Raw genomic sequence first — 20,601 nt, forward strand, 5'->3', positions numbered from 1 at the left:
GCGGGGGAGAGGACTCAGCCCAGCAGGGCGAACATGATCGCGATGTAGTGGCAGATGAAACCGATCAGCGTGCAGGCGTGGAAGAGCTCGTGGAACCCGAACCACTCCCGCGAGATGTTGGGACGCTTGAGAGCGTAGAAGACGGCCCCGATGATGTAGGCGGCCCCGCCCACGCAGATCAGTGTGGCCGCCACCGCATCGGCGGCGAAGAAGTCTCCGATGAAGATCAGCGCCGCCAGGCCGAGGATCACATAGCTGGGGGTGTAGAGCCAGCGAGGTGCGCTGGTCCAGAAGATCCTGAAGGCGGCGCCGACCAGGGCTCCGATCCACACCGAGACCAGCAGGATAGTGTCTCTGGGCTCCGGCAGCAGAGCCAGCGTCAGCGGGGTATAGGTGCCCGCGATGATCAGCATGATGTTGGTGTGGTCCAGGCGCTTGAGCACCATGCCTGTCCGGTGAGACCAGTTCCCCACATGGTAGGTGGCGGAGACGACGAAGAGCATCAGCCCGGTGATCACATAGACCACGCAGGCCGCACGCAGCGCTCCCGACGGCGCCAGGACGATGAGCACGATGCCGGCGATCAGCGCGAACGGGATCATGCCTGCGTGCAGCCAGCCGCGCAGCCGGGGCTTCACGTGCGAGGAACCGGCGAAGGAGGCGCTGCCGGGGCCTTCCTGGGCTGCTTCGAGGACGGGATGCTCGGTCTGCTGCTCGTCGGGGGACACGGCACAAGTGTAGGACGGAACCGAACCGGCCAGTAACCTCGTGTGGCGCAGAACGCAGCACGTCGGCCGATCAGCCCAGCCCGGATCACCCGACCGTCCCTTAGGGTGGGGAATGCATCAATACTGCAGGAGGATCCATTGGGGTTGCGCAATCTCGCCTATGCCGTCTATGAACGGCGGATCAGTCGTGCTCTGCCCAAGGATCGCATCCCGAAGCACATCGGCGTGGTCGTGGACGGCAATCGACGCTGGGCCCGGCTGGCGGGAACGCCGACGGCGGACGGTCACCTCGCGGGCGCCAAAAAGATCGTCGAGTTCATCGACTGGTGCGCCGAGCTCGGCGTGCCCACGGTGACCCTGTACATGCTCTCCACCGACAACATGAACCGCTCGGCCGATGAGCTGGATCAGCTCATGGACATCATCGCTGACACCCTGGAGCGCCTCTGCGAGTCCCGGCCCGGGGGGCGGCCCGTGCGGGTGCACCCCGTGGGACAGCCGGAGCTGCTGCCCGCCCCGCTCGCCGCCCGGCTGCGCAGCATGGATGCGGATCTGGCCCACGCCGAGGAGGAGCCCGCCGTGCACGTGAACGTCGCCGTGGGCTACGGCGGTCGTCAGGAGATCGTCGACGCGGTCAAGGATCTGCTCCGCGACGCCGAGTCCCAGGGCCGCAGCCTCAGCGAGGTGGCGCAGGATCTGACGCCCGGCTCGATCGCTGACTGGCTCTACACCCGTGGCCAGCCCGATCCGGAGCTGATCATCCGCACCTCGGGGGAGCAGCGCCTCTCCGGCTTCCTGATGTGGCAGTCGGCCTACTCGGAGTTCTACTTCTGTGAGGCCCTGTGGCCCGATTTTCGCCGCGTGGACTTCATCCGCGCGCTGCGTGACTACGCCCAGCGGCAGCGCCGCTTCGGCAACTGAACTGTTCACCCGTTCGTAACCGGAGAACGCTCCGAACTACTGCCATGTAATTCGATCCAGGAGTACGCTTCAAAGTGTCAGAACACTGACCGGAGAGGCCCGATAGCGTATGCCCCAGGCATCACGTGGAAGGGGTCGGACCGGCCCCACGGGGCCGAACCGACCACACCCTGAGAATCGATACGGGGACAGTACAAGGTTCCGCCGCGAGCCAGATGCACTTCACCGGTGCATCCCCGCTCGTGGACGGGACCTTCTGTGTTCCCGGGTATGGAGAAACCGTGGCCTCCTCGCACCTGACCCCAGCAACCCCAGACTCTCTCGGCACAGCTGAGCTTGATTCAGCCGTGGCCGGAGAAGTCGCCCAGAAGTCCTATGTGCTCGACACCTCAGTGCTGCTCTCGGACCCCAAGGCGTTCCTGCGCTTCGCCGAACATGAGGTCATCCTTCCCGTGGTGGTCATCTCCGAGCTGGAGAAGAAGCGTCACGACGCTGAGCTGGGATACTTCGCCCGTTCCGCACTGCGGCTGCTCGACGAGCTGCGCGTCAAGCACGGAGCGCTGAACCGTCCGATCCCGCTCAACGATGAGGGCGGGGAGCTGCTGGTGGAGCTCAACCACATCTCCCTGGAGGTGCTCCCGGCCGGCTTCCGCGGAGCCGACAACGATGCGCGGATCCTGGCCGTGGCGAAGAACTTCGCCGACGAGGGACGCGATGTCACCGTGGTCTCCAAGGATCTGCCCATGCGGGTCAAGGCCTCTGCCATGGGCCTCGCCGCGGACGAGTACCGCAATGAGTGGGTCACCGATTCCGGCTGGACCGGTCTGGCCGAGGTGACGGCCACGGAGGAGCAGGTCAACGCGCTCTACGACGGCGAGAAGATCGATCTCGAGGACGCCGAGGAGCTGCCGGTCAACACCGGACTGGTGATCTCCTCGGGACGCGGCTCTGCGCTGGGACGGGTGCACCAGCACGGCACCTCACGGAAGTACGTGCAGGTGGTGCGCGGGGACCGCGAGGTCTTCGGGCTCCACGGACGCTCCGCCGAACAGCGCCTGGCCATCGACATGCTCATGGACCCCGAGCTCGGCATCGTCTCGATGGGAGGTCGAGCGGGGACGGGGAAGTCTGCGCTCGCCCTCTGCGCGGGCCTGGAGGCCGTGTTGGAGCGTGGGGAGCACAAGAAGATCATCGTCTTCCGCCCGCTGTTCGCCGTGGGCGGGCAGGAGCTGGGCTATCTCCCGGGCTCCGAGGCGGAGAAGATGAACCCCTGGGGCCAGGCGGTCTATGACACCCTCGGCGCCCTGGTCTCGCAGAATGCGCTGGAGGAGATCATGCACCGCGGACTGCTCGAGGTGCTGCCGCTGACCCATATCCGCGGACGTTCGCTGCATGACGCATGGGTGATCGTGGATGAGGCGCAGTCACTGGAGAAGAACGTGCTGCTCACCGTGATGTCCCGCATGGGGCAGAACTCGAAGATCGTGCTCACCCACGACATCGCCCAGCGCGACAACCTGCGCGTGGGCCGCCACGACGGGATCGCCGCCGTGGTGGAGATCGTCAAGGGGAATCCGCTCTTCGGGCATGTCACGCTGACCCGTTCCGAGCGCTCGCGGATCGCGGCGCTGGTCACGGAGCTGCTCGAAGACGCCTGAGCCCGGGCTGCCGGACGCGGAATGACTCGGACCTGCTGAGCGGGCAGCGCGCGTCGTCACCTGGGGCGTCGTCACCTGGGGGAGATGCGTGCTGCCCGTTCGGCTCGGGCCTGCCGGGTGAAGAACAGTGCGACGACGACGCCGGCCACCGCCCCTGCCAGGTGCCCGGTCCAGGACACCCCGCCGGGGCTGATCGGGGTCATGCCGACCAGCATGCTCAGGCCATAGAGGAACAGCACAGCGAGGGAGAACACCACCGCGAGAATGCGCCGGGTCAGGATCCCGTAGGCGACGAGGAAGGTGGCGAAGCCGTAGATGACCGCCGAGGCGCCGATGTGCAGCCCTCCGCAGTCGAAGCCCTCCGGCGCGTGGCAGACCCAGGGGGTGCCGCCGATCCAGAGCAGGACCCCGGAGAGCAGCCAGATCAGGCCGGTGATCTTCACGAAGTGCCGGGTCAGCAGGGAGAGCATCCCGCCCAGAATCAGCCAGGACATCGTGTTGCTGAACAGGTGACCCAGGCTGCCGTGCAGCAGGGGCATGAACAGGATCCCCAGCAGGCCGTCGGCGTCCCTGGCCTGCAGGCCGAGCGCGCGATTGATCCAGTTCCCGGTGAAGAACGAGGCCAGGAAGAAGGCCCACATCCCTGCCAGCGGCACCACCACCGGGAGGAAGGTCCGTCCGAAGGTGGACTTCAGATCCGAACTCAGCGAGCCCCAGGAATCTCCGGACCCGCTGCTGAACTCCTTGCCCGCTCGGGGGTCCTGCAATGATCGGCTCATACACCCATGCTACTGAGCCAAACGGCCCCGGGTCGCTGTGCGTCCGGTGCCGACGGTGGTCACAGCCCAGCACGTGGCCTAAGATCTGGGGAGACGAGCTGATACTTAGGCAGGCAAACTATTCAGTGGCGATGGACGCGTGATCCCGTCGTGAGGTGAGAATGTTGAAGGACGAGGCCCGCCGCGAGGCGCCAGAGGTCGGTTCAGCAGACTCCGCCGCCAGCTCTGTGACCGGGCCGGCCAAGGACAGCGGCTTCTGGTACAGCGGCACCGCTCATGCGCCGAGCTCCGTGGATGTGTTGAACCTCCTGCGCAGGTACCGCGAGTCTGAGCGGCGCATGCGCGCCCGGACCCGCGATGCAATGGGCATGGGGGAGACCGACCTGCTCGCGCTGCGACACGTGCTGCGCGCCCAGTCCACCGGCGTGCTGCTGCGCCAGCGCGACCTGGCCCATGAGCTGGAGATCAGCGCCGCCTCGGTCAGCGTGCTGGCGGATCGACTGATCCGGGACGGATACGTCCGGCGGGTGCCGGTTCCCGGTGACCGTCGCTCCGTGGCCATCGAGCCCACGATCGCCGGCGATGACGAGGTCCGGGACACGCTCAGCGAGATGCACCGCAGGATGCTCGGTGCCGTCGAGACCCTCACCGAGGAGGAGCGCGAGGCTGTGGCCAAGTTCCTCAATGGGTTGATCACCAGCGTGGAATGAACCAGGCTGGGTGAACATCACCCTGAGGCCATGGAGGAGTCCGACATGACTGAGAACCCCGCAGTGCCCGCGAAGGCCGGAGCGGCAGAGAACGCCGTGACGCTCAACATCGATGACCACGGTGGCGAGGGCCGCCCTGTGGTGCTCATCCACGGCTGGCCGCTCACCGCAGAATCCTGGTCCGCGCAGATCGACACCCTGATCGCCGCCGGGTTCCGTGTGATCACCTATGACCGCCGCGGGTTCGGCGGGTCGGCGGCGCCAGGGTCCGGATATGACTACGACTCCTTCGCCGATGACCTGGAGCGGGTCCTGGATGACCTGGACCTCGAAGATGCCACGCTGGTCGGCTTCTCCATGGGCGGTGGTGAGGTGGCTCGCTATGCCGCTCGCCACGGAGTCCAGCGCCTTCATTCGGTGGTCTTCGCCTCGGCGGTCCCGCCGTGCCTGATGCAGTCGGCGCAGAACCCGGACGGTCCGCTCGATGCGGAGACCTTCGAGCAGATGCGCGAGGGACTTCAGCAGGATCCGGAGGGCTTCTACGAGCAGTTCACCACGGATTTCCTCTCTGCCCAGGGGGAGCTGGCGGTCAGCGACGGACAGCGCGAGGAGGTGCTGGCACTGGCCAGGCAGGCCGATCACACCGCCGCACTGGGGTCCATGGACGCGTGGGCGCACACGGACTTCAGGGCGGACCTCGACGCCGTCACTGTGCCTGCCCTCATCATCCACGGAGACTCCGACGCCGTGGTCCCCTTCGAAGGCTCCGGAAGGCGGACGCATGACGCACTGCCCGGGTCCGAGCTGGTGGTCATCGAAGGCGCCCCGCACGGCGTGAATATCAGCCATTCAGACGACTTCAACCGGGGGCTCATCGAATTCCTGGTCCGCTGACGGGCGTCCCCGTCCGGCAGGTCGCACGTTCGGCGCGTCCGGTTATTAGACTGACGCCATGACCCAGAACACTGCTGAGACCGAATACCGTATCGAGCGCGACACCATGGGTGAGGTGAAGGTGCCCGCCCAGGCCCTGTACCGCGCACAGACCCAGCGTGCTGTGGAGAACTTCCCGATCTCGGGACGCACTCTGGAGCGCGCACACATCGAAGCGCTGGCCCGGGTGAAGAAGGCCGCGGCGCTGGCCAACAAGGACCTCGGAGTCCTCGACGCCGAGCTCGCCGAGGCCATCGTCCACGCCGCCGAGCAGGTGGAGTCCGGAGACCTGGACGAGCACTTCCCGATCGACGTGTTCCAGACCGGCTCCGGAACCTCCTCGAACATGAACACCAACGAGGTGCTCGCCACGCTGGCCAACCGCTACCTGGCGGAGAAGGGCTCGGACAAGGAAGTCCACCCCAACGATCACGTCAACGCCTCCCAGTCCTCCAACGATGTCTTCCCCACCTCGGTGCATGTGGCCGCCACCTCTGCCCTGGTCAACGACCTGCAGCCGGCGCTGGCCTATCTCGCCGAGTCCCTGGAGACCAAGTCCAAGGAGTTCGCCACCGTGGTGAAGTCCGGTCGCACCCACCTGATGGACGCGACCCCGGTGACCCTGGGCCAGGAGTTCGGCGGATACGCCGCGCAGGTCCGCTACGGCATCGAGCGCATCGAGTCCGCGCTGCCGCGGGTGGCGGAGGTTCCGCTGGGCGGCACCGCCGTGGGCACCGGGATCAACACCCCGCAGGGCTTCGCGGAGAAGGCCATCGCCAACCTGGCCGCAGACACCGGGCTGCTGCTGACCGAGGCGCGCGACCACTTCGAGGCCCAGGCCAACCGGGACGGGCTCGTGGAGGCCTCCGGGCAGCTGCGCAACATCGCGTACTCGCTGATGAAGATCAACAACGACCTGCGCTGGATGGGCTCTGGCCCGAACACCGGCCTGGGCGAGATCTCGCTGCCGGATCTGCAGCCCGGCTCCTCGATCATGCCCGGCAAGGTCAACCCGGTGATCTGCGAATCAGCGATCCAGGTCTGCGCCCAGGTGATCGGCAATGACACCACCGTGGCGCTGTCCTCCACCAACGGTGCCTTCGAGCTCAATGTGGGCATCCCCGTGATGGCCGCGAACCTGCTGGAGTCCATCCGCCTGCTGAAGAACACCAGCTACGTGATGGCCGACAAGATGATCAAGGGCCTGACCGCCAATGAGGAGCGCGCCGCGTTCCTGGCTGCCGCCTCGCCGTCGGTGGTGACCCCGCTGAACAAGCACATCGGCTATGAGGCCGCCGCGGAGATCGCCAAGCACGCGGTGAAGAACAAGCTCACGGTGCGCGACGCCGTCGTCGAGCTGGGCTATATCGAACGCGGCGACCTCACCGAGGCGCAGCTGGATGAGTCCCTGGACCTGATGAGCATGACCCGCCCCGGCTGATCGGGCCCATACTGACCACCCTTCCTGGCTGGTTGAGTTATCCGGTGGGAACGTTTCCGCCGGATAACTCAACCAGCCAGGAGGTTTGGCAGGTTCAGGTGTCTCAGCTGAGGAATCGGGCGGGGGCTCCAGCGTCCAGGGCCCAGTCGATGACCATCCGCTGGTCCTCGCTGATCGGCTCGGGCAGCGCCGAGACGCGGAACCAGCCGACCTCCACGGACTCCTCGTCGTTGACCCGCGCGTCGCCCGAGAGTGCCTCCATCTCCAGGACGGTGTCCAGGTAGCGGCAGGCGTCGCCGTTGGGATAGCGCACCAGCCCGGTCGCGAAGACCCCGGCCACCCGCACGGCTCGGGCGATCACCCCGGTCTCCTCCTGCACCTCGCGGGCAGCCCCGAGAGCGGGGTCCTCTCCCGGGTCCAGGATCCCGGAGGTCACGGTCCAGGCCCCGTTGTCGGCGCGGCGCACCAGCAGCACCTCGGCCTCGGCGCTGACGCCGTCCTCCGTGTCCACTGGATCGGGCCGACGGATCACCACGCCGCGGGTCGCGGGGACCCACAGCTCCTTGGTGCCGATGTCTTGACGCAGAGCTTTGATGAAATCAGGGGTGGGCATGGCCTCACCCTAGCGAGATGCCTCCGCTGAGAGTCAACGCCAGCGCCGTGCCCAGAAGCAGGAAGGGGCCGAAGGGAACGGTGGTCTTGGCGGTGGCCCGCCCGGAGATCAGCAGCGCCGCGGAGACCAGCCCGCCGAGCAGGAAGGACAGGACGACGGCGACCAGCACCGTGGCCCAGCCGAGGAGCCCCGCGTAGAGCCCCAGGACGACGGCGAGCTTGACATCGCCCATGCCCAGGGCTCGGGGGCTGATCATTCGCACCACCAAGAAGGCCGTGCCCCAGATCAGCGCGGCGGCGAGGGCGCGCAGCGCCACGAGCGGCTGACCCAGCAGCAGCGCCGCGGGGATCAGCAGTCCCACAGCGACGCCGGCCCAGGGGTAGATGATGCGATTGGGGAGTCGGTGCTCGCGCAGGTCGCTGAAACTCAGAGCCAGCGCGCAGACGGCGAAGACCACCCCGCCGAGGAGCAGCAGCAGTCCCGCCATCACGCGGGCGAGCGAGCCCGAGGCGAGCAGCTCGACGATGAACGCGATCACGGCACCACCCTAGAGGGCATCACCCCGTCAGGGAATGGCGATGACCCGGCTGTGGAGCCCAGGGGTGGGGAGCGGGCTCAGACCTCGCCGATGCTGGTGACCACGTCGGCCCGGCCCTCGTCCAGCCGATAGGTCACGCCCATGACCGCTGTGCGGCCCTCGGCCACGGCGTCGTGGAGCACGCGGGAGTGGTCGACGATCCGGTGTGCCGTCTGCTTGACGTGTTCCTCCACCGTGTCGTTGACGCTGGTGATGCCGGCGCGCTGGGCGGCGAGCACCGAGGGGGTGATCCGTTCGACCAGGCTGCGCACGAACCCGGTGGGGGTGATGCCGGAGTCCACGGCCTGCACCGCGGCGGAGACAGCGCCGCAGGAGTCGTGGCCGAGCACGACGATCAGCGGGACCTTCAGCTCGGAGACGCTGAACTCGAGGGAGCCGAGCACGGCGTCGTCGGTGACCTGCCCGGCGGTGCGCACCACGAAGATGTCGCCCAGGCCGACGTCAAAGATGATCTCCGCGGCCAGTCGGGAGTCCGAGCAGCCGAAGATGACCGCGACGGGGTGCTGAGAGTCGGTGAGGGAGGAGCGTCGGGCCGCATCCTGATTGGGGTGTTCGGACTCCCCGGAGACGAAACGTTCATTGCCGGCCTTGAGCCGGTTCCAGATCTCAGCGGGAAGCGGCTGGGCCGCTGTGGTCGATGCCGTCATTCGGAAGCTCCTCCGTCGTCGTCCTCTGTTTCTACCTCAACATCGATCGCTTCGGTGACAGCTTGGAGGAAAGTCTCAAACTCCGCGTCATCGGCGGTGCCGCCCAGCACGATAGCCGTGCCGTCGATGGTGTTCTCCTCGGCCGACAACACGTAGTACCGGCGGTCCTCATCCTCGTTCTCGCGGATCTCGAAGCTCAGTCCGTTGACGGTCTCCTCACCGACGGCACCGGCCTGGCCGGTCTCCTCGTTGACCCAGGCGGGGTTGGGCTCATCGGTCTGCGCGAAGCTCAGGAAGCTCTGCTCGTCGATCGAGTAGCCGACCTCCCAGGCCGTGACGCCGAGCTCCGCGCGGTTCTCCCACCGGGCGTAGTTCGCGCTCCATTCCGCAGGAAGGTCCGGGACGATGGCGGCATAGTCGGTCACGTCATTGGTCCACCCGGCGGCTTCACCGACATTCTCGTCCGGGGTGTAGCTGACGTCCTGTTCAGGCCGCAGCCCCATGACCGCGAAGACGCCCAGCAGGGTCACCGCCACCGTGATGACGATGCCGACGAGGGGCTGATTCATCCGCTTGGCCTGGGACTCGGTGAGCTGCGGGGTGGGGGTCTCTTCTTGCTCGGTCACGCCCCCATTGTCGCACCGCCGACGGGGGTCTCTGTCGCACCGCTGACGGAGGTCTCTGTCGCACCGCCCGCCGGCGTCGCAGCTCGCAATCTCCCGACGCGGTCTCCGGCAGCCTGGAGGCTCGCGGCTATGATCGTTGCAGGGTCGGCGACGAGGCCGGCCACATGCCGAGACGACAAGGTGGCCCCAGCCCATGAACGATTCTTCGCAGCACCGCAGCAAACGCTCCGACGATGGCTCTTCCCAGGACTTCTCCCACCTCTCCGCTCGACTCGCTGTCGGGGACTCCGAACCGGACCGCCACCTGGCCATGGAGCTGGTGCGCGTCACCGAGGCAGCGGCCATCGCCGGCGGCGCCTGGGTCGGCATGGGGGACAAGCTCACCGCCGACGGTGCTGCAGTGGACGCCATGCGCTCCCTGCTGGACACGGTCAACGTCAACGGCGTCGTGGTGATCGGCGAGGGCGAGAAGGACGAGGCCCCGATGCTCTTCAACGGCGAGCGCGTGGGCAACGGCACCGGACCCGAGGCTGACGTCGCCGTGGACCCGATCGATGGCACGCGGCTGACCGCCCTGGGCTACAACAACGCGCTGGCGGTCCTCGCCGTGGCCGAGCGCGGCACCATGTTCGACCCCTCCGCCGTGTTCTATATGGACAAGCTGATCACCGGACCCGAGGCTGCCGACATGGTCGACCTGCGCCTTCCGGTCAAGCAGAACCTGCATCTGATCGCCAAGGCCAAGAACAAGCGCATCAACCAGATCAACGTCTGCGTGCTCGACCGCCCCCGACATTCCAAGCTCGTCGACGAGATCCGCGAAGCCGGAGCCCGCGTCCGCTTCATCATGGACGGCGACGTGGCCGGAGGCATCGCCGCGGCCCGCGAGGGCTCAGGAGTTGACGTGCTCATGGGCGTCGGCGGCACACCCGAGGGCATCATCACCGCCTGCGCCATCAAAGCCGTGGGCGGCGTGATCCAGGGCCGACTGGCTCCCGTGGATGAGGAAGAGGCGCAGAAGGCCCTCGACGCCGGCCACGACGTCAGCAGGATCCTCACCACTGACGAACTGGTCACCAGCGACAACTGCTACTTCGCCGCCACGGGCATCACCGACGGTGATCTGCTGCGCGGAGTGCGATACCAGGGCGACAAGGTGAGCACCCAGTCCATGGTCATGCGCTCGAAGTCCGGGACCGTCCGGATCATCGACGCTGAGCACCAGGCTCGCAAGTGGGAGTCCTACACCCGCAACTGACCGTCGCCCCGCTCAGCGGGCCGGTGCGGGTGCGGGTGAGCACCGGTGTGCACCGCGCCCTCGGAAATCCCGGGACGGTCTCTGCGGGAGGTGCTGACAGGCTCCCATCGCGTCGCTACTGTGAAGCCATGACCTTCGCGAATGTGGGAACGCTGGGAGTCGCGTCAGGCTCGCGAGACGAGGTCGTCTCGATCCTCACCCGCCCCAATCCGGACCTGAAGCCAGCCGGCTGTCTTCTCTATGAGGTCGGTGTCAGCGATGAGCACCCGGACACCGTCTTCGTCATGGAACTCTGGAGCTCCGCCGTAGCCCATCAGAAGTCGCTCCAGCTGCCGAGCGTCCGCGCGCTCATCGCAGAGGCGATGCCGCTGCTCTCCGGGGCGATGGGCGGCGATCAGTTCGACGTCGCCGGCTCCCCGCTCCCATAGCTCCGCGCCGCGGCTCTGCGTCACTGCACCTCGACGTCACTGCACCTCGGCGTCGGGCGGAGCAATGTTGTGCCGGCGGGCACCGTCGGCTGAGGCCACCCCCGTGACGGCGCTCAGATCCGGGCGCCGACGGTCGGCCTGGGCGGAGAGCCCCGCGGCCGATCCAGTCGGCTCCTCCGTGTAGCCGGTGATCTGGCCGAGACTGCGCAGGACCTTGTCGACGACCAGTCCCGCCTCTCGCAGCTCCGCTACCACCTCGTCCATGGCGTCGAGGTGATCGTCATCCACGGTGATGATCCACTGCTGCGCGCTCATGCCCGGGTGCTCCCTGGACCGGCGCTCCCTGATCCCGCGCTGTCAGACCGGGCGCTCCCTGACCCGGCACTCTCCGAGCCCGAGCTCTCCGGTGCCGCGCCCTCCAGCGGCGGAATGACGGCCAGCCCGGCGCCCACGTCTGCGATCTCCGCATCCTCGATCTCCTCCGCGGTCCGGATCAGCTCGTCCCAGAGCTCCTGGCCGCGCAGACCCGTCGCTCCGGCCACCACGGCGGCGATCCCGGAGACATGTGGCGCGGCCATGGAGGTGCCGCTGATGCTGCGGTACCGCTCCGGGTTCGGCCAGGAGGAGTAGATGTCCACTCCGGGGGCGGCGATGTCGACCTCTCCGCCGTCATGGGGCAGCGATCGCGCGGAGAAGTCCGCCACCTGCAACGCGGAGTCCAGCGCGGCCACCGCCATGACGAAGGGACTGTTCGCGGGAGCCCCCACGAAGCCCGGGTCTCCTGCGCTGCGTCCCGCGTTGTTCCCCGCCGCGGCGATCAGCAGGGAGCCCTGCTCCAGTGCGCGACGGCCCGCGGTCACGTACGGGGGATGGACCTCGCGCACATCCGCGCCCAGCGACATCGAGATGACCTGGCAGCCGTTCTGCAGCGCCCAGTCGATGCCCGCCAGGATCGAGGTGTCCGAGCCGGAGCCGTCCTTGCCCAGGACCTTGCCGGAGTAGATCTCCACCCCCGAGGCCACGCCGTAGCCGGGTCCGCTCTGCGTCGTCCAGGGCCCGCAGGCGGTGCCGATGCAGTGGGTCCCGTGGCCATGGGCATCCTCGGGTCCCTCCCCGGCGATGAAGGACTCCACAGTCACGCTGCGCGAGCCGAAGTCGGGGTGCCGCGCATCGAAACCGGTGTCGAGCACGGCCAGCCGCATGCCTTCGCCGGTCTGTCCGCCCTCCTGGGCCCGGTGGATCTGCACCGCCTGCAGCCCCCAGGTGAGCTCGGCGCTGTCCGCGGAACTCCTGGCCGCGGCCTCCACCGGCCCCGCAGTGGGATCGGCGGCGCTCGGCGGAACTGTGGTGGCGTAATAGGTGAGCTCAGGGCTGTAGCTCATCGGCCGACGTCGTTCTCTGCACCTGCCGCTGAAAGCTTCCAGCTCTCCGGGCTCCCCGTCCACCACGCCCACGCCCAGGCGTGGAAAGTAGATGTCGGTGGAGAACCCCTGGGCGCTGAGCAGACCCGGCGCCTCCCGTTCCAGCACCTCGGCATCGGAGGTGTCGAATGTCACCACAAAGCGTCCCATTGCTGTCCCGTCCCTCGCTGGAGCCCGCACGTGCGCACCAGGCTAGGGACGAAACCTGCATATCCGCCGAGTGCCCCGCCGAATCTCCAACTCTCAGCTGTCCGGGACCTCGTCCTCCGGCGCGGGTGTTTCCCTGTGCGGGCCCGGCGGGGTCATGGCGCATAATTGGGGACTGTGACGCGACAGGACAGCACCCCCACCCGAATCGACGCCCCCCGCAGCCCAGCCGGCACCCCGCGGGTCGGGGTGATCGGCGACGGTCAGCTGGCCCGCATGATGGCCCCGGCCGCCGTCGAACTCGGGATCGAGCTGCACCTGCTGGCCGGCTCCGCCGACTCCTCCGCGGCCCAGGTCATACCGCACACCACGCTCGGGGACTACCGGGATCCGCAGCAGGTCACGGCCTTCGCCGCAGACCTGGACGTGATCACCTTCGATCATGAGCACGTCCCCGCCGAGGTGCTCAGCGCGCTCGCCGAGGCCGGCACCCCCATGCACCCGGGGCCCGCAGCGCTGATCTACGCCCAGGACAAGCTGGCCATGCGCCGGGCCGTCGAAGAACTCGGCCTGCCCAATCCGCGCTGGGCCGAGGTGCACACGGTGGCGGAACTGATCGACTTCGGCACCGAGTCCGGCTGGCCCGTGGTGCTGAAGACCCCGCGCGGTGGCTACGACGGCAAGGGAGTGCGGATGATCGACTCCGCTGCCGAGGCCGACGCCGCCCAGGACTGGTTCGACCGTGCGGCTGAGACTCCCACCGGCCTGCTCGCGGAGGAGAAGGTCCCCTACACCCGTGAGCTCTCCGCCCAGGTGGCGCGCTCCGCGGCGGGGGAGACGGTGCTCTACCCCGTGGTGGAGTCCACGCAGACCAACGGGGTCTGTGACGAGGTCATCGCTCCGGCCCCGCACACCAGCGCCGCTCATATCGCCGCCGCGGAGCGGATCGCGCGGCGGATCGCGGAGAAGCTGCAGGTCACCGGGATGCTGGCGGTGGAGCTCTTCGAGATCAGCGAGGACGCGGGGGACCCCGAGGCCGGAATCGTGCCGGGAATCTACGTCAACGAACTGGCCATGCGCCCGCACAACTCCGGGCACTGGACCATGGACGGCTCCATCACCAGCCAGTTCGAACAGCATCTGCGCGCCGTGCTGGGCCTTCCGCTGGGCGCCACGGAGGTCAAGGGCGGGGCGGGCGGCTACACCGTGATGAAGAACCTGCTGGGCGGCTCCGCTCCGGGGGAGCGCTCCCTGCAGGGGTCCTTCCCGGCCGCGATGCGCCGCTCCCACGGCTCGAAGATCCATCTCTACGGCAAAGAGGCCCGCCCGGGTCGCAAGATCGGGCACGTGAACATCCTGACCCAGACGCGTTCTCCGCAGGAGAGCTGGGAAGCCCGCAGGTCGCGGCTGCAGCGCGTCCGCCGCGCCGCCGCCGACGTGGCCGAGATCATCGTGGAAGGACCAGCATGACCAAGCCCAGCGCGCAGACCCCGGAGGGCTCCGCCCGAGACCCAGCCGGCGACCCCTCCCAGGATCCGGCCGGAAATTCGGCCGACGCTCCCGCCCAGACCACGGCCAAGGTCGCCCTGGTCATGGGCTCCAACTCGGACTGGCCCGTCATGCAGGCCGCCGCCCAGGCGCTGGACGAGTTCGGCATCGCCTTCGAGGCCGACGTCGTCTCGGCCCACCGCATGGCCGAGGAGATGATCCGCTACGGCAAGACCGCCCACACCCGCGGCATCCGGGTCATCATCGCCGGCGCCGGGGGTGCCGCCCACCTGCCCGGCATGCTCGCCTCGGTGACCCCGTTGCCGGTGATCGGCGTGCCGGTCCCGCTGAAGCACCTCGACGGCATGGACTCACTGCTGAGCATCGTGCAGATGCCGGCGGGGGTGCCCGTGGCCACTGTCTCGGTCGGCGGAGCGCGCAACGCGGGCCTGCTCGCCGTGCGCACACTGGCCGCCGGAGACACCTCCCAGGCCGCTGAGCTGCGCGCCAAGCTCCTGGACTTCCAGACCACCCTCGCCGCCGAGGCCCACGCCAAAGGGGCCAAGCTGCGCGAGGAAGCCGCCGAACTGGGGACGTACCGCGCCCGATGACTGACTCCGCCATCAGCTACCACCGGTTCACTGCGCAGCCGGATGTGATCCGCACCCCGCAGCGCGGCTCGGAGACCGACCGCACGCGTCGCGCCTTCATGCTCTTGGGGCTGACCCTGTTCATCCCCGGCGGCGCGCAGATCGCTGCCGGCTCCAAGACGATCGGCCGGATCGCGCTCGCGGTCACGGTGGCCTGCTGGTTCACCGCGCTGCTGCTGGGGCTGATGTTCCTGACCATGCGCGGGGTGGTGCTCTCCATGCTGACCCAGCCCTTCATGCTCTGGCTGAGCGCGGTGGTGCTCGGTGCGCTGGCGCTGGGCTGGCTGCTGCTGTGGCTGGACACCTTCCGCCTGATCCACTTCGCCTCCCTGGCCCCGGGGATGAAGCCGATCGTCGCCGTCGTCCTGGTGGTGCTCATCGTGCTGACCTCCGGCGGTCTGGGCTACGCGGCCAAGCTGGTCAATGAGGGCCGTGCCGCGCTGGGCGGCATCTTCGCAGGCGGTCCCGCGATCCCTGCTGTGGACGGTCGGTACAACTTCCTGCTCATGGGCGCCGATGCGGGCGAGGGCCGCGAGGGCCTGCGCCCGGATTCGATCCACGTGGTCAGCGTCAATGAGGACTCGGCCGAGACGATCATCTTCTCCATCCCGCGCAATTTCCAGAACGCCCAGTTCAGCGAGGACTCCCCGCTGAACACGGTCTACCCCGCCGGCTATGACTGCGGCGACGAATGCATCATCAACTCGCTCTACACCGACGTGATGAACAACCATCAGGACCTCTACCCGGAGTCCGAGGATCCCGGCGCGGAGGCCATGATGGACGCGGTCTCGGGCACGCTGAACCTCGAGGTCTCCGGCTACGTGATGATCGACATGGGCGGCTTCGAGGACCTCGTCGACGCCATGGGCGGGGTCACCGTGGACTCGGGGGGCTGGGTGCCCTACCGCGGCGCGCTGCCCGACGGCACCTGGGGCGACAACTGGTGGGCCCCCGGGGTGCATGAGTTCTCCGGGCAGGAGGCGCTGGCCTATGCGCGCTCCCGGACCTTCAGCTCGGACTACAACCGGATCCAGCGTCAGCAGTGCATCCAGCAGGCCATGATGTCGCAGTTCAACCCGCAGACCCTGCTCTCGCGCTTCAGCGAGATCATGCAGGCGGGCGGCAACGTGGTGGAGACCAACCTGCCGCAGTCCCAGCTGGGCTCCTTCCTGGACCTGGCCGTGGACGCACAGGGACAGCAGACCCAGCGACTCGTGCTGGGCGCCCCGGACTTCGAGTCGGACGGGAATCTCTTCTCCACCTACCCTGATTTCGACCTCATCCAGCAGCGCGTGGATCAGCTGATCGCCAATGAGCAGGAACAGAACGACGACGGCGGCCTCTTCGGCTCCGCTGGGTTCCTGCCCGCGCAGTCAGGGGCCCTCGGTGTGATGCTCGCGACAGCCCCCCAGGCGCAGGAGCAGGCAGCCGATGCGGTGGAGGAGGACGCGGCACCCATCGATTCCACGCCGCCTCCCACCCAGCCAGACGGCTCCGAGCTGACCCGGGAGTATCTCGTGGAGGCTCAGCAGAACGGTCAGGTGGACCTTCTGCAGCAGGCTGCCTCCACGAACTACCTCTGCGAACCCGTGAATTAGGGCTGGTAGGGTTCTCCCGATGTTCAGGATGATCAACCCCGTCCGCGAGTACGCATGGGGCTCCACCACTGCGTTCAGCGAACTCTTCGGCTGGGCTGCTTCGGCGACCCCGCAGGCGGAGATCTGGATGGGTGCCCATCCTGCCGATCCCTCCTCGCTGGAGCTGGTCCCGGAGGGTCAGGGTTCTGGCGCCGCTGTGGCCCCGGGTGCTGGGCCCACGGAAGCTCAGGCCGGTGTTCATGCCGACGGCGAGGGCGTGGTCGATCTGCCGCAGTACCTGCAGCGCTCGGGGGAGCCCGCGGGGAACTTTCCGTTCCTGCTCAAGGTCCTCGCCGCCGAACAGCCGCTCTCGATCCAGTCCCACCCCACCACCGAGCGGGCCCGGCGCGGATTCGCCGCCGAGGAGGCGTCGGGTCTGGAGCTGAACCACCCCCGGCGCAGCTATAAGGACCCCAACGCCAAGCCAGAGCTGATCGTGGCGCTGAGTGAGTTCTCCGCGCTGTGCGGATTCAGGCCCCACGTGCAGGCCGCCGCAGAGCTGCGTGCGCTGACAGAGATGCTCACCGGCGCTGACCGGACGCGCGGCGTGCTGGATCAGCTTCAGGAACATGTGGCGGGGCAGGACTACGCCAGCGCTCTGGAATATCTCCTGCGCAGCGGCCGCGAGGAGTCCACTGCGGCGGCCGAGGAGCTGACCGGCCTGCTCACGGCTGCAGATTCAGACGCTGACCTCACTGCGCGGATCGGTTCCGGGGCGGCACAGATGCTGCTGCACATCGCCCGATCCTTCCCCCAGGACCCGGGGATCTTCGTCGCACTGCTGCTGAACCGGATCCAGCTGCAACCCGGGGAGTCGATCTACCTGCCCGCCGGCAACCTCCACGCCTATCTGCACGGGGTCGGGGTGGAGATCATGGCCAACTCGGACAATGTGCTGCGCGGGGGACTGACCAGCAAGCATCTCGACGTCGACGAGCTGCTCAGCGTCACTGACTGCAACGTCCTGCCGGTCCCGCACTGCCCCGTACACGAGACCGCCTGCCGGGAGACCGGGACCGGTTCACCGACCCCTTCGCCGCGGCGCGTGCGCTACCAGGCGCCCTTCGAGGAGTTCGAGCTCGAGCGGATCGAGTTCCCCGGCGAGGCCGTGCTGGAGAGCCCGGGTCACGGGATCGTGCTCTGCACAGCCGGGGAGCTCACGCTCAGCGCGCCAGCCGATCCCGCCGCCGATCCCACTGCTGCTGACCCCGCCAGCGGGGAGGCCGCAGACCCAGGGCCGCCTCGTATGCTGAGCCTGACCGCCGGGACCTCGGCCTTCCTGCCGGAGACCGCCGGCCACCGGATCCGGGCCGCCGCACATGCCCAGGCCTTCGTGGCCACCACCGTCGTCGCACCGGTCACCGCCGAACGCACAGTCGACACCGTCAGCCCAGACCAGGAGCAGCCCCGCCCATGATCACCAAGCTATATCGGCGCATCCGCGAGCTCATCATCACGCTCTGGCGCGAGGTCGCGAAGTTCGGCGCCGTCGGAGGGGTCGCCTTCATCATCGACTCGGCGATCTTCCTCTGGCTGATCAGCGGGCCCATGGACGACTCTCAGCTCAAGGCGAAGGTCGTGGCCGGCGTCGTCGCCACAATGTTCTCCTGGGTGGCCAACCGCTACTGGACCTTCCGGCACAAGCGCTCCACCGGCAAGACCCGCGAGCTGGTGATGTTCCTGGTGATGAACGCGATCGGCCTGGGCATCCAGACCGGCTGTGTGGGCATCGCCAAATACGTGCTGGGCCTGACCTCGGTGACCGAGGTGTTCATCGCCGGCAACGTGATCGGACTGGTGCTGGCCACCATCTTCCGCTTCTTCGCCTATAAGTACTGGGTCTTCACGACCGACCGCTCCCAGCTGGCGGACCTGCCCACCGAGCAGGATCCCGCCGCCGATGCCGCCGCGACGACCCGCGAGCCGGAGGCCTCAGAACCGGGAGTTCAGGAGCGCGCAGGCGCCGCTGAGGCGCCGCGTCCCGCGCAGGTCTCGGAGGACGTGGACCCCACCGACGCCCCGCAGACAGCCGACGCCCCGCGGACCGGAGAAACGCCCCGCATCACCCGCCGCTGAGTCCCGCCCGGGCGTACGAGCATCTATTGGGCGCGACGCGGTGGAATAACGCGCCTGGCCGCGCCTGATTCCACCGTTTTGTGCCCAACAGATGCAGGAGGGGCGCGCGAAGGCGCGCGAAGGGTCCCGCGGGCCCAGGCGAGCCCCGGCGAGCAGGCGTCGGCCTCAGCGGACGCCCTCGTTGCGGATCAGCTGCTCCCAGGCGGCCGGCTGCGCGGCGGGATCGCCCTGGAAGAGCACCACAGGACGGCTGTGCGCCCAGGCGTCGAGCATCTGGGCGAAGACGACGACGCCGGCCGGCCCGGTCGCCTCGACGCCCGCTCCCCAGCGATCCACGTTCCAGTCCTGCCAGTCCACCTGCGGAGGTGCGCCTGCCAGCACGAGTCCAGCAGGCGGAGAGGCCACTCCAGTGAGCTCCTGCGCCACAGGCAGCTCCACCGGGGGAAGCGGCGCGGGCAGCTGATCCGGATGCTGGCGGACCTCTGCGGAGATGTCCAGCACCCAGGCGGGGAGCGCCTCGCCGGTGGCCTCCTCATAGGAGGCATCCAGCAGGCCGGGGGACAGCGCCGCCAGCTCGGCCTCCCCGAGGGACTGCGCCAGCACGCCTGAACCGGTCCAGTCACCCGGCCGGTCGGTGATGATCAGCGCAGGAGCCAGTGCCGCGGCGGCGCTGGCGCGGGCGTCGTCGTCGGTGTGTTCGGCTCCGGTCTCTGCATCGCCGGAGGCGGTGAGCTCGACCTCCCACCCGAGGGCTCCGGCGGCGAGCAGCACCGCGGCGGCCTTCCAGTGCGCCTCGGCGTCCACCAGGACCGTGTCGCCGGGCTCGAGCTCAGTCTCCTGTGAGAAGAGTCCGATGAGCTTCACCGCCCAGTTCTGCAGCACGCGTCCGGAGAGCTCCACGCGTTCGGCATCCGCCCCGCCGTACCAGGTCAGTGCCGGCTGAGGGCGGGATTCGAGCAGGTCCAGCAGCGCCGGGAAGGTCTGCGGGGACTGACCGGATGTGCCTGAGAGTGTGAGCGGGGTCATAAAAATGCTCCTGGCGCCGCCACGCCTCGCGCCGAGCTGATTTCTGGCGGCGTGTCGGGCGTGAACGAGGGGTTGGGGGTCTGGTAATGGCAACTCTAGTCGCGCACTTGACGGATCGTTACTTACGCCAGTGTAATTAGGAGCAGTACACGGCAGGAATAAACCTCGGGAGGCCCTTTGATGGGGAACGCAGAGCGGCTGGGCGAAACACGGCCCGGCACTACGGCCACAGCCCGCAGGACGGGTCTCGAGGTTCCTGCTGATTGGTTCGTCGACCCTGCTGATCCCCAGGCCGCTGAGCGCCTGGAGCACGGCAAGGCTCTCGAAGATCAGGCCACCGCCTTCCTCTCCGCCCACGAGGAGGCCGAGCGGCAGGCCGATGCAGCGTCCCCGGTCACAGCGCTCAGTGAGGCACCTTCCCGCCGCACTGAGATGCTGAACCCGGGCACGCAGACCCCGCAGACGAACCCCGGCACCCGCACCGCGGAGCCGAGGACCGCGGATCCCCGGACCGCAGAGTCCACCACCACGTGGCTGGGTCTGCCCGCACTGGTCCCCACCGAGGAGATCGAGGGCGAGCTCGCCTGGCAGGTGGACGCCCTCTGTGCGCAGACCGACCCGGAGGCGTTCTTCCCCGAGAAGGGCGGCTCCACCCGTGACGCCAAGAAGGTCTGCGGCGCCTGCACAGTGAAGCAGGAGTGCCTGGACTACGCGCTGGGCAATGACGAGCGCTTCGGGATCTGGGGCGGCCTCTCCGAGCGGGAGCGGCGCAAGCTGCGGAAACGGGCACTCTGATCAACGCTCACTCAGGAC

General features: G+C 68.2%; 22 protein-coding genes. 13 read left to right on the forward strand and 9 right to left on the reverse strand.

The features are described 5' to 3' along the window. Positions 1-14: 14 nt before the first annotated feature. Positions 15-638, reverse strand: coding sequence for a PAQR family membrane homeostasis protein TrhA (gene trhA, locus H4W27_RS02265; RefSeq protein WP_318782375.1), 624 nt, complete (start codon positions 636-638; stop codon positions 15-17). 228 nt (positions 639-866) lie between these two features. Here trhA and uppS point away from each other — a divergent pair, with 228 nt between their 5' ends. Together uppS and H4W27_RS02275 are read left to right on the forward strand one after the other, a co-directional pair. After that, positions 867-1,649 (forward strand): polyprenyl diphosphate synthase, encoded by a 783-nt coding sequence (gene uppS, locus H4W27_RS02270; RefSeq protein ID WP_192594486.1) that lies wholly within the window; start codon positions 867-869, stop codon positions 1,647-1,649. Between the two features lie 347 nt (positions 1,650-1,996). Next, positions 1,997-3,307 carry a PhoH family protein gene (locus H4W27_RS02275; RefSeq protein ID WP_318782377.1) on the forward strand — a complete coding sequence of 437 codons (1,311 nt, stop codon included), beginning with the start codon at positions 1,997-1,999 and terminating at the stop codon, positions 3,305-3,307. Positions 3,308-3,378: 71 nt separating this feature from the next. Here the strand turns inward: H4W27_RS02275 and H4W27_RS02280 are convergent, their stop codons facing one another. Then, entirely contained in the window at positions 3,379-4,086 is a 708-nt protein-coding gene (locus H4W27_RS02280) for a rhomboid family intramembrane serine protease (protein WP_192594488.1), read from the reverse strand. Positions 4,087-4,247: 161 nt separating this feature from the next. Here H4W27_RS02280 and H4W27_RS02285 point away from each other — a divergent pair, with 161 nt between their 5' ends. From H4W27_RS02285 to H4W27_RS02295, 3 genes are read left to right on the forward strand one after another with little or no spacing between them, the layout of a single operon-like run. Further along, positions 4,248-4,796, forward strand: coding sequence for a MarR family winged helix-turn-helix transcriptional regulator (locus H4W27_RS02285; RefSeq protein ID WP_192594489.1), 549 nt, complete (start codon positions 4,248-4,250; stop codon positions 4,794-4,796). A 45-nt stretch (positions 4,797-4,841) separates the two neighbouring features. Then, positions 4,842-5,690: an alpha/beta fold hydrolase gene (locus H4W27_RS02290; protein WP_192594490.1), complete on the forward strand. Its 849-nt coding sequence runs from the start codon at positions 4,842-4,844 to the stop codon at positions 5,688-5,690. Positions 5,691-5,748: 58 nt separating this feature from the next. After that, positions 5,749-7,170 carry a class II fumarate hydratase gene (locus H4W27_RS02295; RefSeq protein WP_192594491.1) on the forward strand — a complete coding sequence of 474 codons (1,422 nt, stop codon included), beginning with the start codon at positions 5,749-5,751 and terminating at the stop codon, positions 7,168-7,170. 103 nt (positions 7,171-7,273) lie between these two features. Here H4W27_RS02295 and H4W27_RS02300 read toward each other — a convergent pair whose 3' ends face one another. The 4 genes from H4W27_RS02300 to H4W27_RS02315 form a co-directional block, all read right to left on the reverse strand. Then, the gene (locus tag H4W27_RS02300) at positions 7,274-7,783 is read right to left on the reverse strand and encodes an NUDIX domain-containing protein (RefSeq protein ID WP_192594492.1); all 510 of its coding nucleotides are present in this window, start codon (positions 7,781-7,783) and stop codon (positions 7,274-7,276) included. 4 nt (positions 7,784-7,787) lie between these two features. Beyond that, complete coding sequence (locus H4W27_RS02305) at positions 7,788-8,321, reverse strand: prepilin peptidase (protein ID WP_192594493.1); 534 nt, start codon at positions 8,319-8,321, stop codon at positions 7,788-7,790. 77 nt (positions 8,322-8,398) lie between these two features. Next, on the reverse strand, positions 8,399-9,028 hold the full coding sequence (locus H4W27_RS02310) for a carbonic anhydrase (protein WP_192594494.1): 630 nt from the start codon (positions 9,026-9,028) through the stop codon (positions 8,399-8,401). Further along, on the reverse strand, positions 9,025-9,654 hold the full coding sequence (locus H4W27_RS02315) for a DUF4245 domain-containing protein (protein ID WP_192594495.1): 630 nt from the start codon (positions 9,652-9,654) through the stop codon (positions 9,025-9,027). The genes H4W27_RS02310 and H4W27_RS02315 overlap by 4 nt, the downstream gene beginning before the upstream one ends. Positions 9,655-9,847: 193 nt before the next feature. On the opposite strand from H4W27_RS02315, the gene glpX reads away from it, so the two are divergent. Both glpX and H4W27_RS02325 read left to right on the forward strand, forming a co-directional pair. Then, a complete protein-coding gene (gene glpX, locus H4W27_RS02320; protein WP_192594496.1) occupies positions 9,848-10,912 on the forward strand; it encodes a class II fructose-bisphosphatase in 1,065 nt (354 codons plus the stop codon). Between the two features lie 128 nt (positions 10,913-11,040). Then, positions 11,041-11,340 carry a putative quinol monooxygenase gene (locus H4W27_RS02325; protein ID WP_192594497.1) on the forward strand — a complete coding sequence of 100 codons (300 nt, stop codon included), beginning with the start codon at positions 11,041-11,043 and terminating at the stop codon, positions 11,338-11,340. A 36-nt stretch (positions 11,341-11,376) separates the two neighbouring features. On the opposite strand, the gene H4W27_RS02330 is transcribed toward H4W27_RS02325, so the two are convergent. Together H4W27_RS02330 and H4W27_RS02335 are read right to left on the reverse strand one after the other, a co-directional pair. Further along, positions 11,377-11,655: a hypothetical protein gene (locus H4W27_RS02330; protein ID WP_192594498.1), complete on the reverse strand. Its 279-nt coding sequence runs from the start codon at positions 11,653-11,655 to the stop codon at positions 11,377-11,379. Continuing rightward, positions 11,652-12,896 (reverse strand): S8 family serine peptidase, encoded by a 1,245-nt coding sequence (locus H4W27_RS02335; protein WP_318782091.1) that lies wholly within the window; start codon positions 12,894-12,896, stop codon positions 11,652-11,654. The genes H4W27_RS02330 and H4W27_RS02335 overlap by 4 nt, the downstream gene beginning before the upstream one ends. 189 nt (positions 12,897-13,085) lie before the next feature. Between H4W27_RS02335 and H4W27_RS02340 the strand changes: the two genes are divergently transcribed. The 5 genes from H4W27_RS02340 to H4W27_RS02360 all read left to right on the forward strand — a co-directional run bounded on the left by H4W27_RS02340 (position 13,086) and on the right by H4W27_RS02360 (position 18,762). Further along, positions 13,086-14,378, forward strand: a complete 1,293-nt coding sequence (locus H4W27_RS02340) for a 5-(carboxyamino)imidazole ribonucleotide synthase (RefSeq protein WP_318782092.1) — start codon at positions 13,086-13,088, stop codon at positions 14,376-14,378. Between the two features lie 122 nt (positions 14,379-14,500). After that, the gene (gene purE, locus H4W27_RS02345) at positions 14,501-15,007 is read left to right on the forward strand and encodes a 5-(carboxyamino)imidazole ribonucleotide mutase (RefSeq protein WP_225939200.1); all 507 of its coding nucleotides are present in this window, start codon (positions 14,501-14,503) and stop codon (positions 15,005-15,007) included. Then, positions 15,004-16,647, forward strand: a complete 1,644-nt coding sequence (locus tag H4W27_RS02350) for an LCP family protein (protein WP_192594501.1) — start codon at positions 15,004-15,006, stop codon at positions 16,645-16,647. Before purE ends, H4W27_RS02350 begins: the two co-directional genes overlap by 4 nt. A 19-nt stretch (positions 16,648-16,666) precedes the next feature. Further along, a complete protein-coding gene (gene manA, locus H4W27_RS02355; protein WP_192594502.1) occupies positions 16,667-18,103 on the forward strand; it encodes a mannose-6-phosphate isomerase, class I in 1,437 nt (478 codons plus the stop codon). Beyond that, the gene (locus H4W27_RS02360; RefSeq protein WP_192594503.1) at positions 18,100-18,762 is read left to right on the forward strand and encodes a GtrA family protein; all 663 of its coding nucleotides are present in this window, start codon (positions 18,100-18,102) and stop codon (positions 18,760-18,762) included. Before manA ends, H4W27_RS02360 begins: the two co-directional genes overlap by 4 nt. 165 nt (positions 18,763-18,927) lie before the next feature. Here the strand turns inward: H4W27_RS02360 and H4W27_RS02365 are convergent, their stop codons facing one another. Further along, a complete protein-coding gene (locus H4W27_RS02365; RefSeq protein WP_192594504.1) occupies positions 18,928-19,788 on the reverse strand; it encodes a TIGR03089 family protein in 861 nt (286 codons plus the stop codon). 180 nt (positions 19,789-19,968) lie between these two features. Here H4W27_RS02365 and H4W27_RS13735 point away from each other — a divergent pair, with 180 nt between their 5' ends. Then, positions 19,969-20,583 (forward strand): WhiB family transcriptional regulator, encoded by a 615-nt coding sequence (locus tag H4W27_RS13735; protein WP_192594505.1) that lies wholly within the window; start codon positions 19,969-19,971, stop codon positions 20,581-20,583. The last annotated feature ends 18 nt before the right edge of the window (positions 20,584-20,601 follow it).

It is taken from the genome of Nesterenkonia lutea (assembly GCF_014873955.1).
Taxonomy (GTDB): domain Bacteria; phylum Actinomycetota; class Actinomycetes; order Actinomycetales; family Micrococcaceae; genus Nesterenkonia; species Nesterenkonia lutea.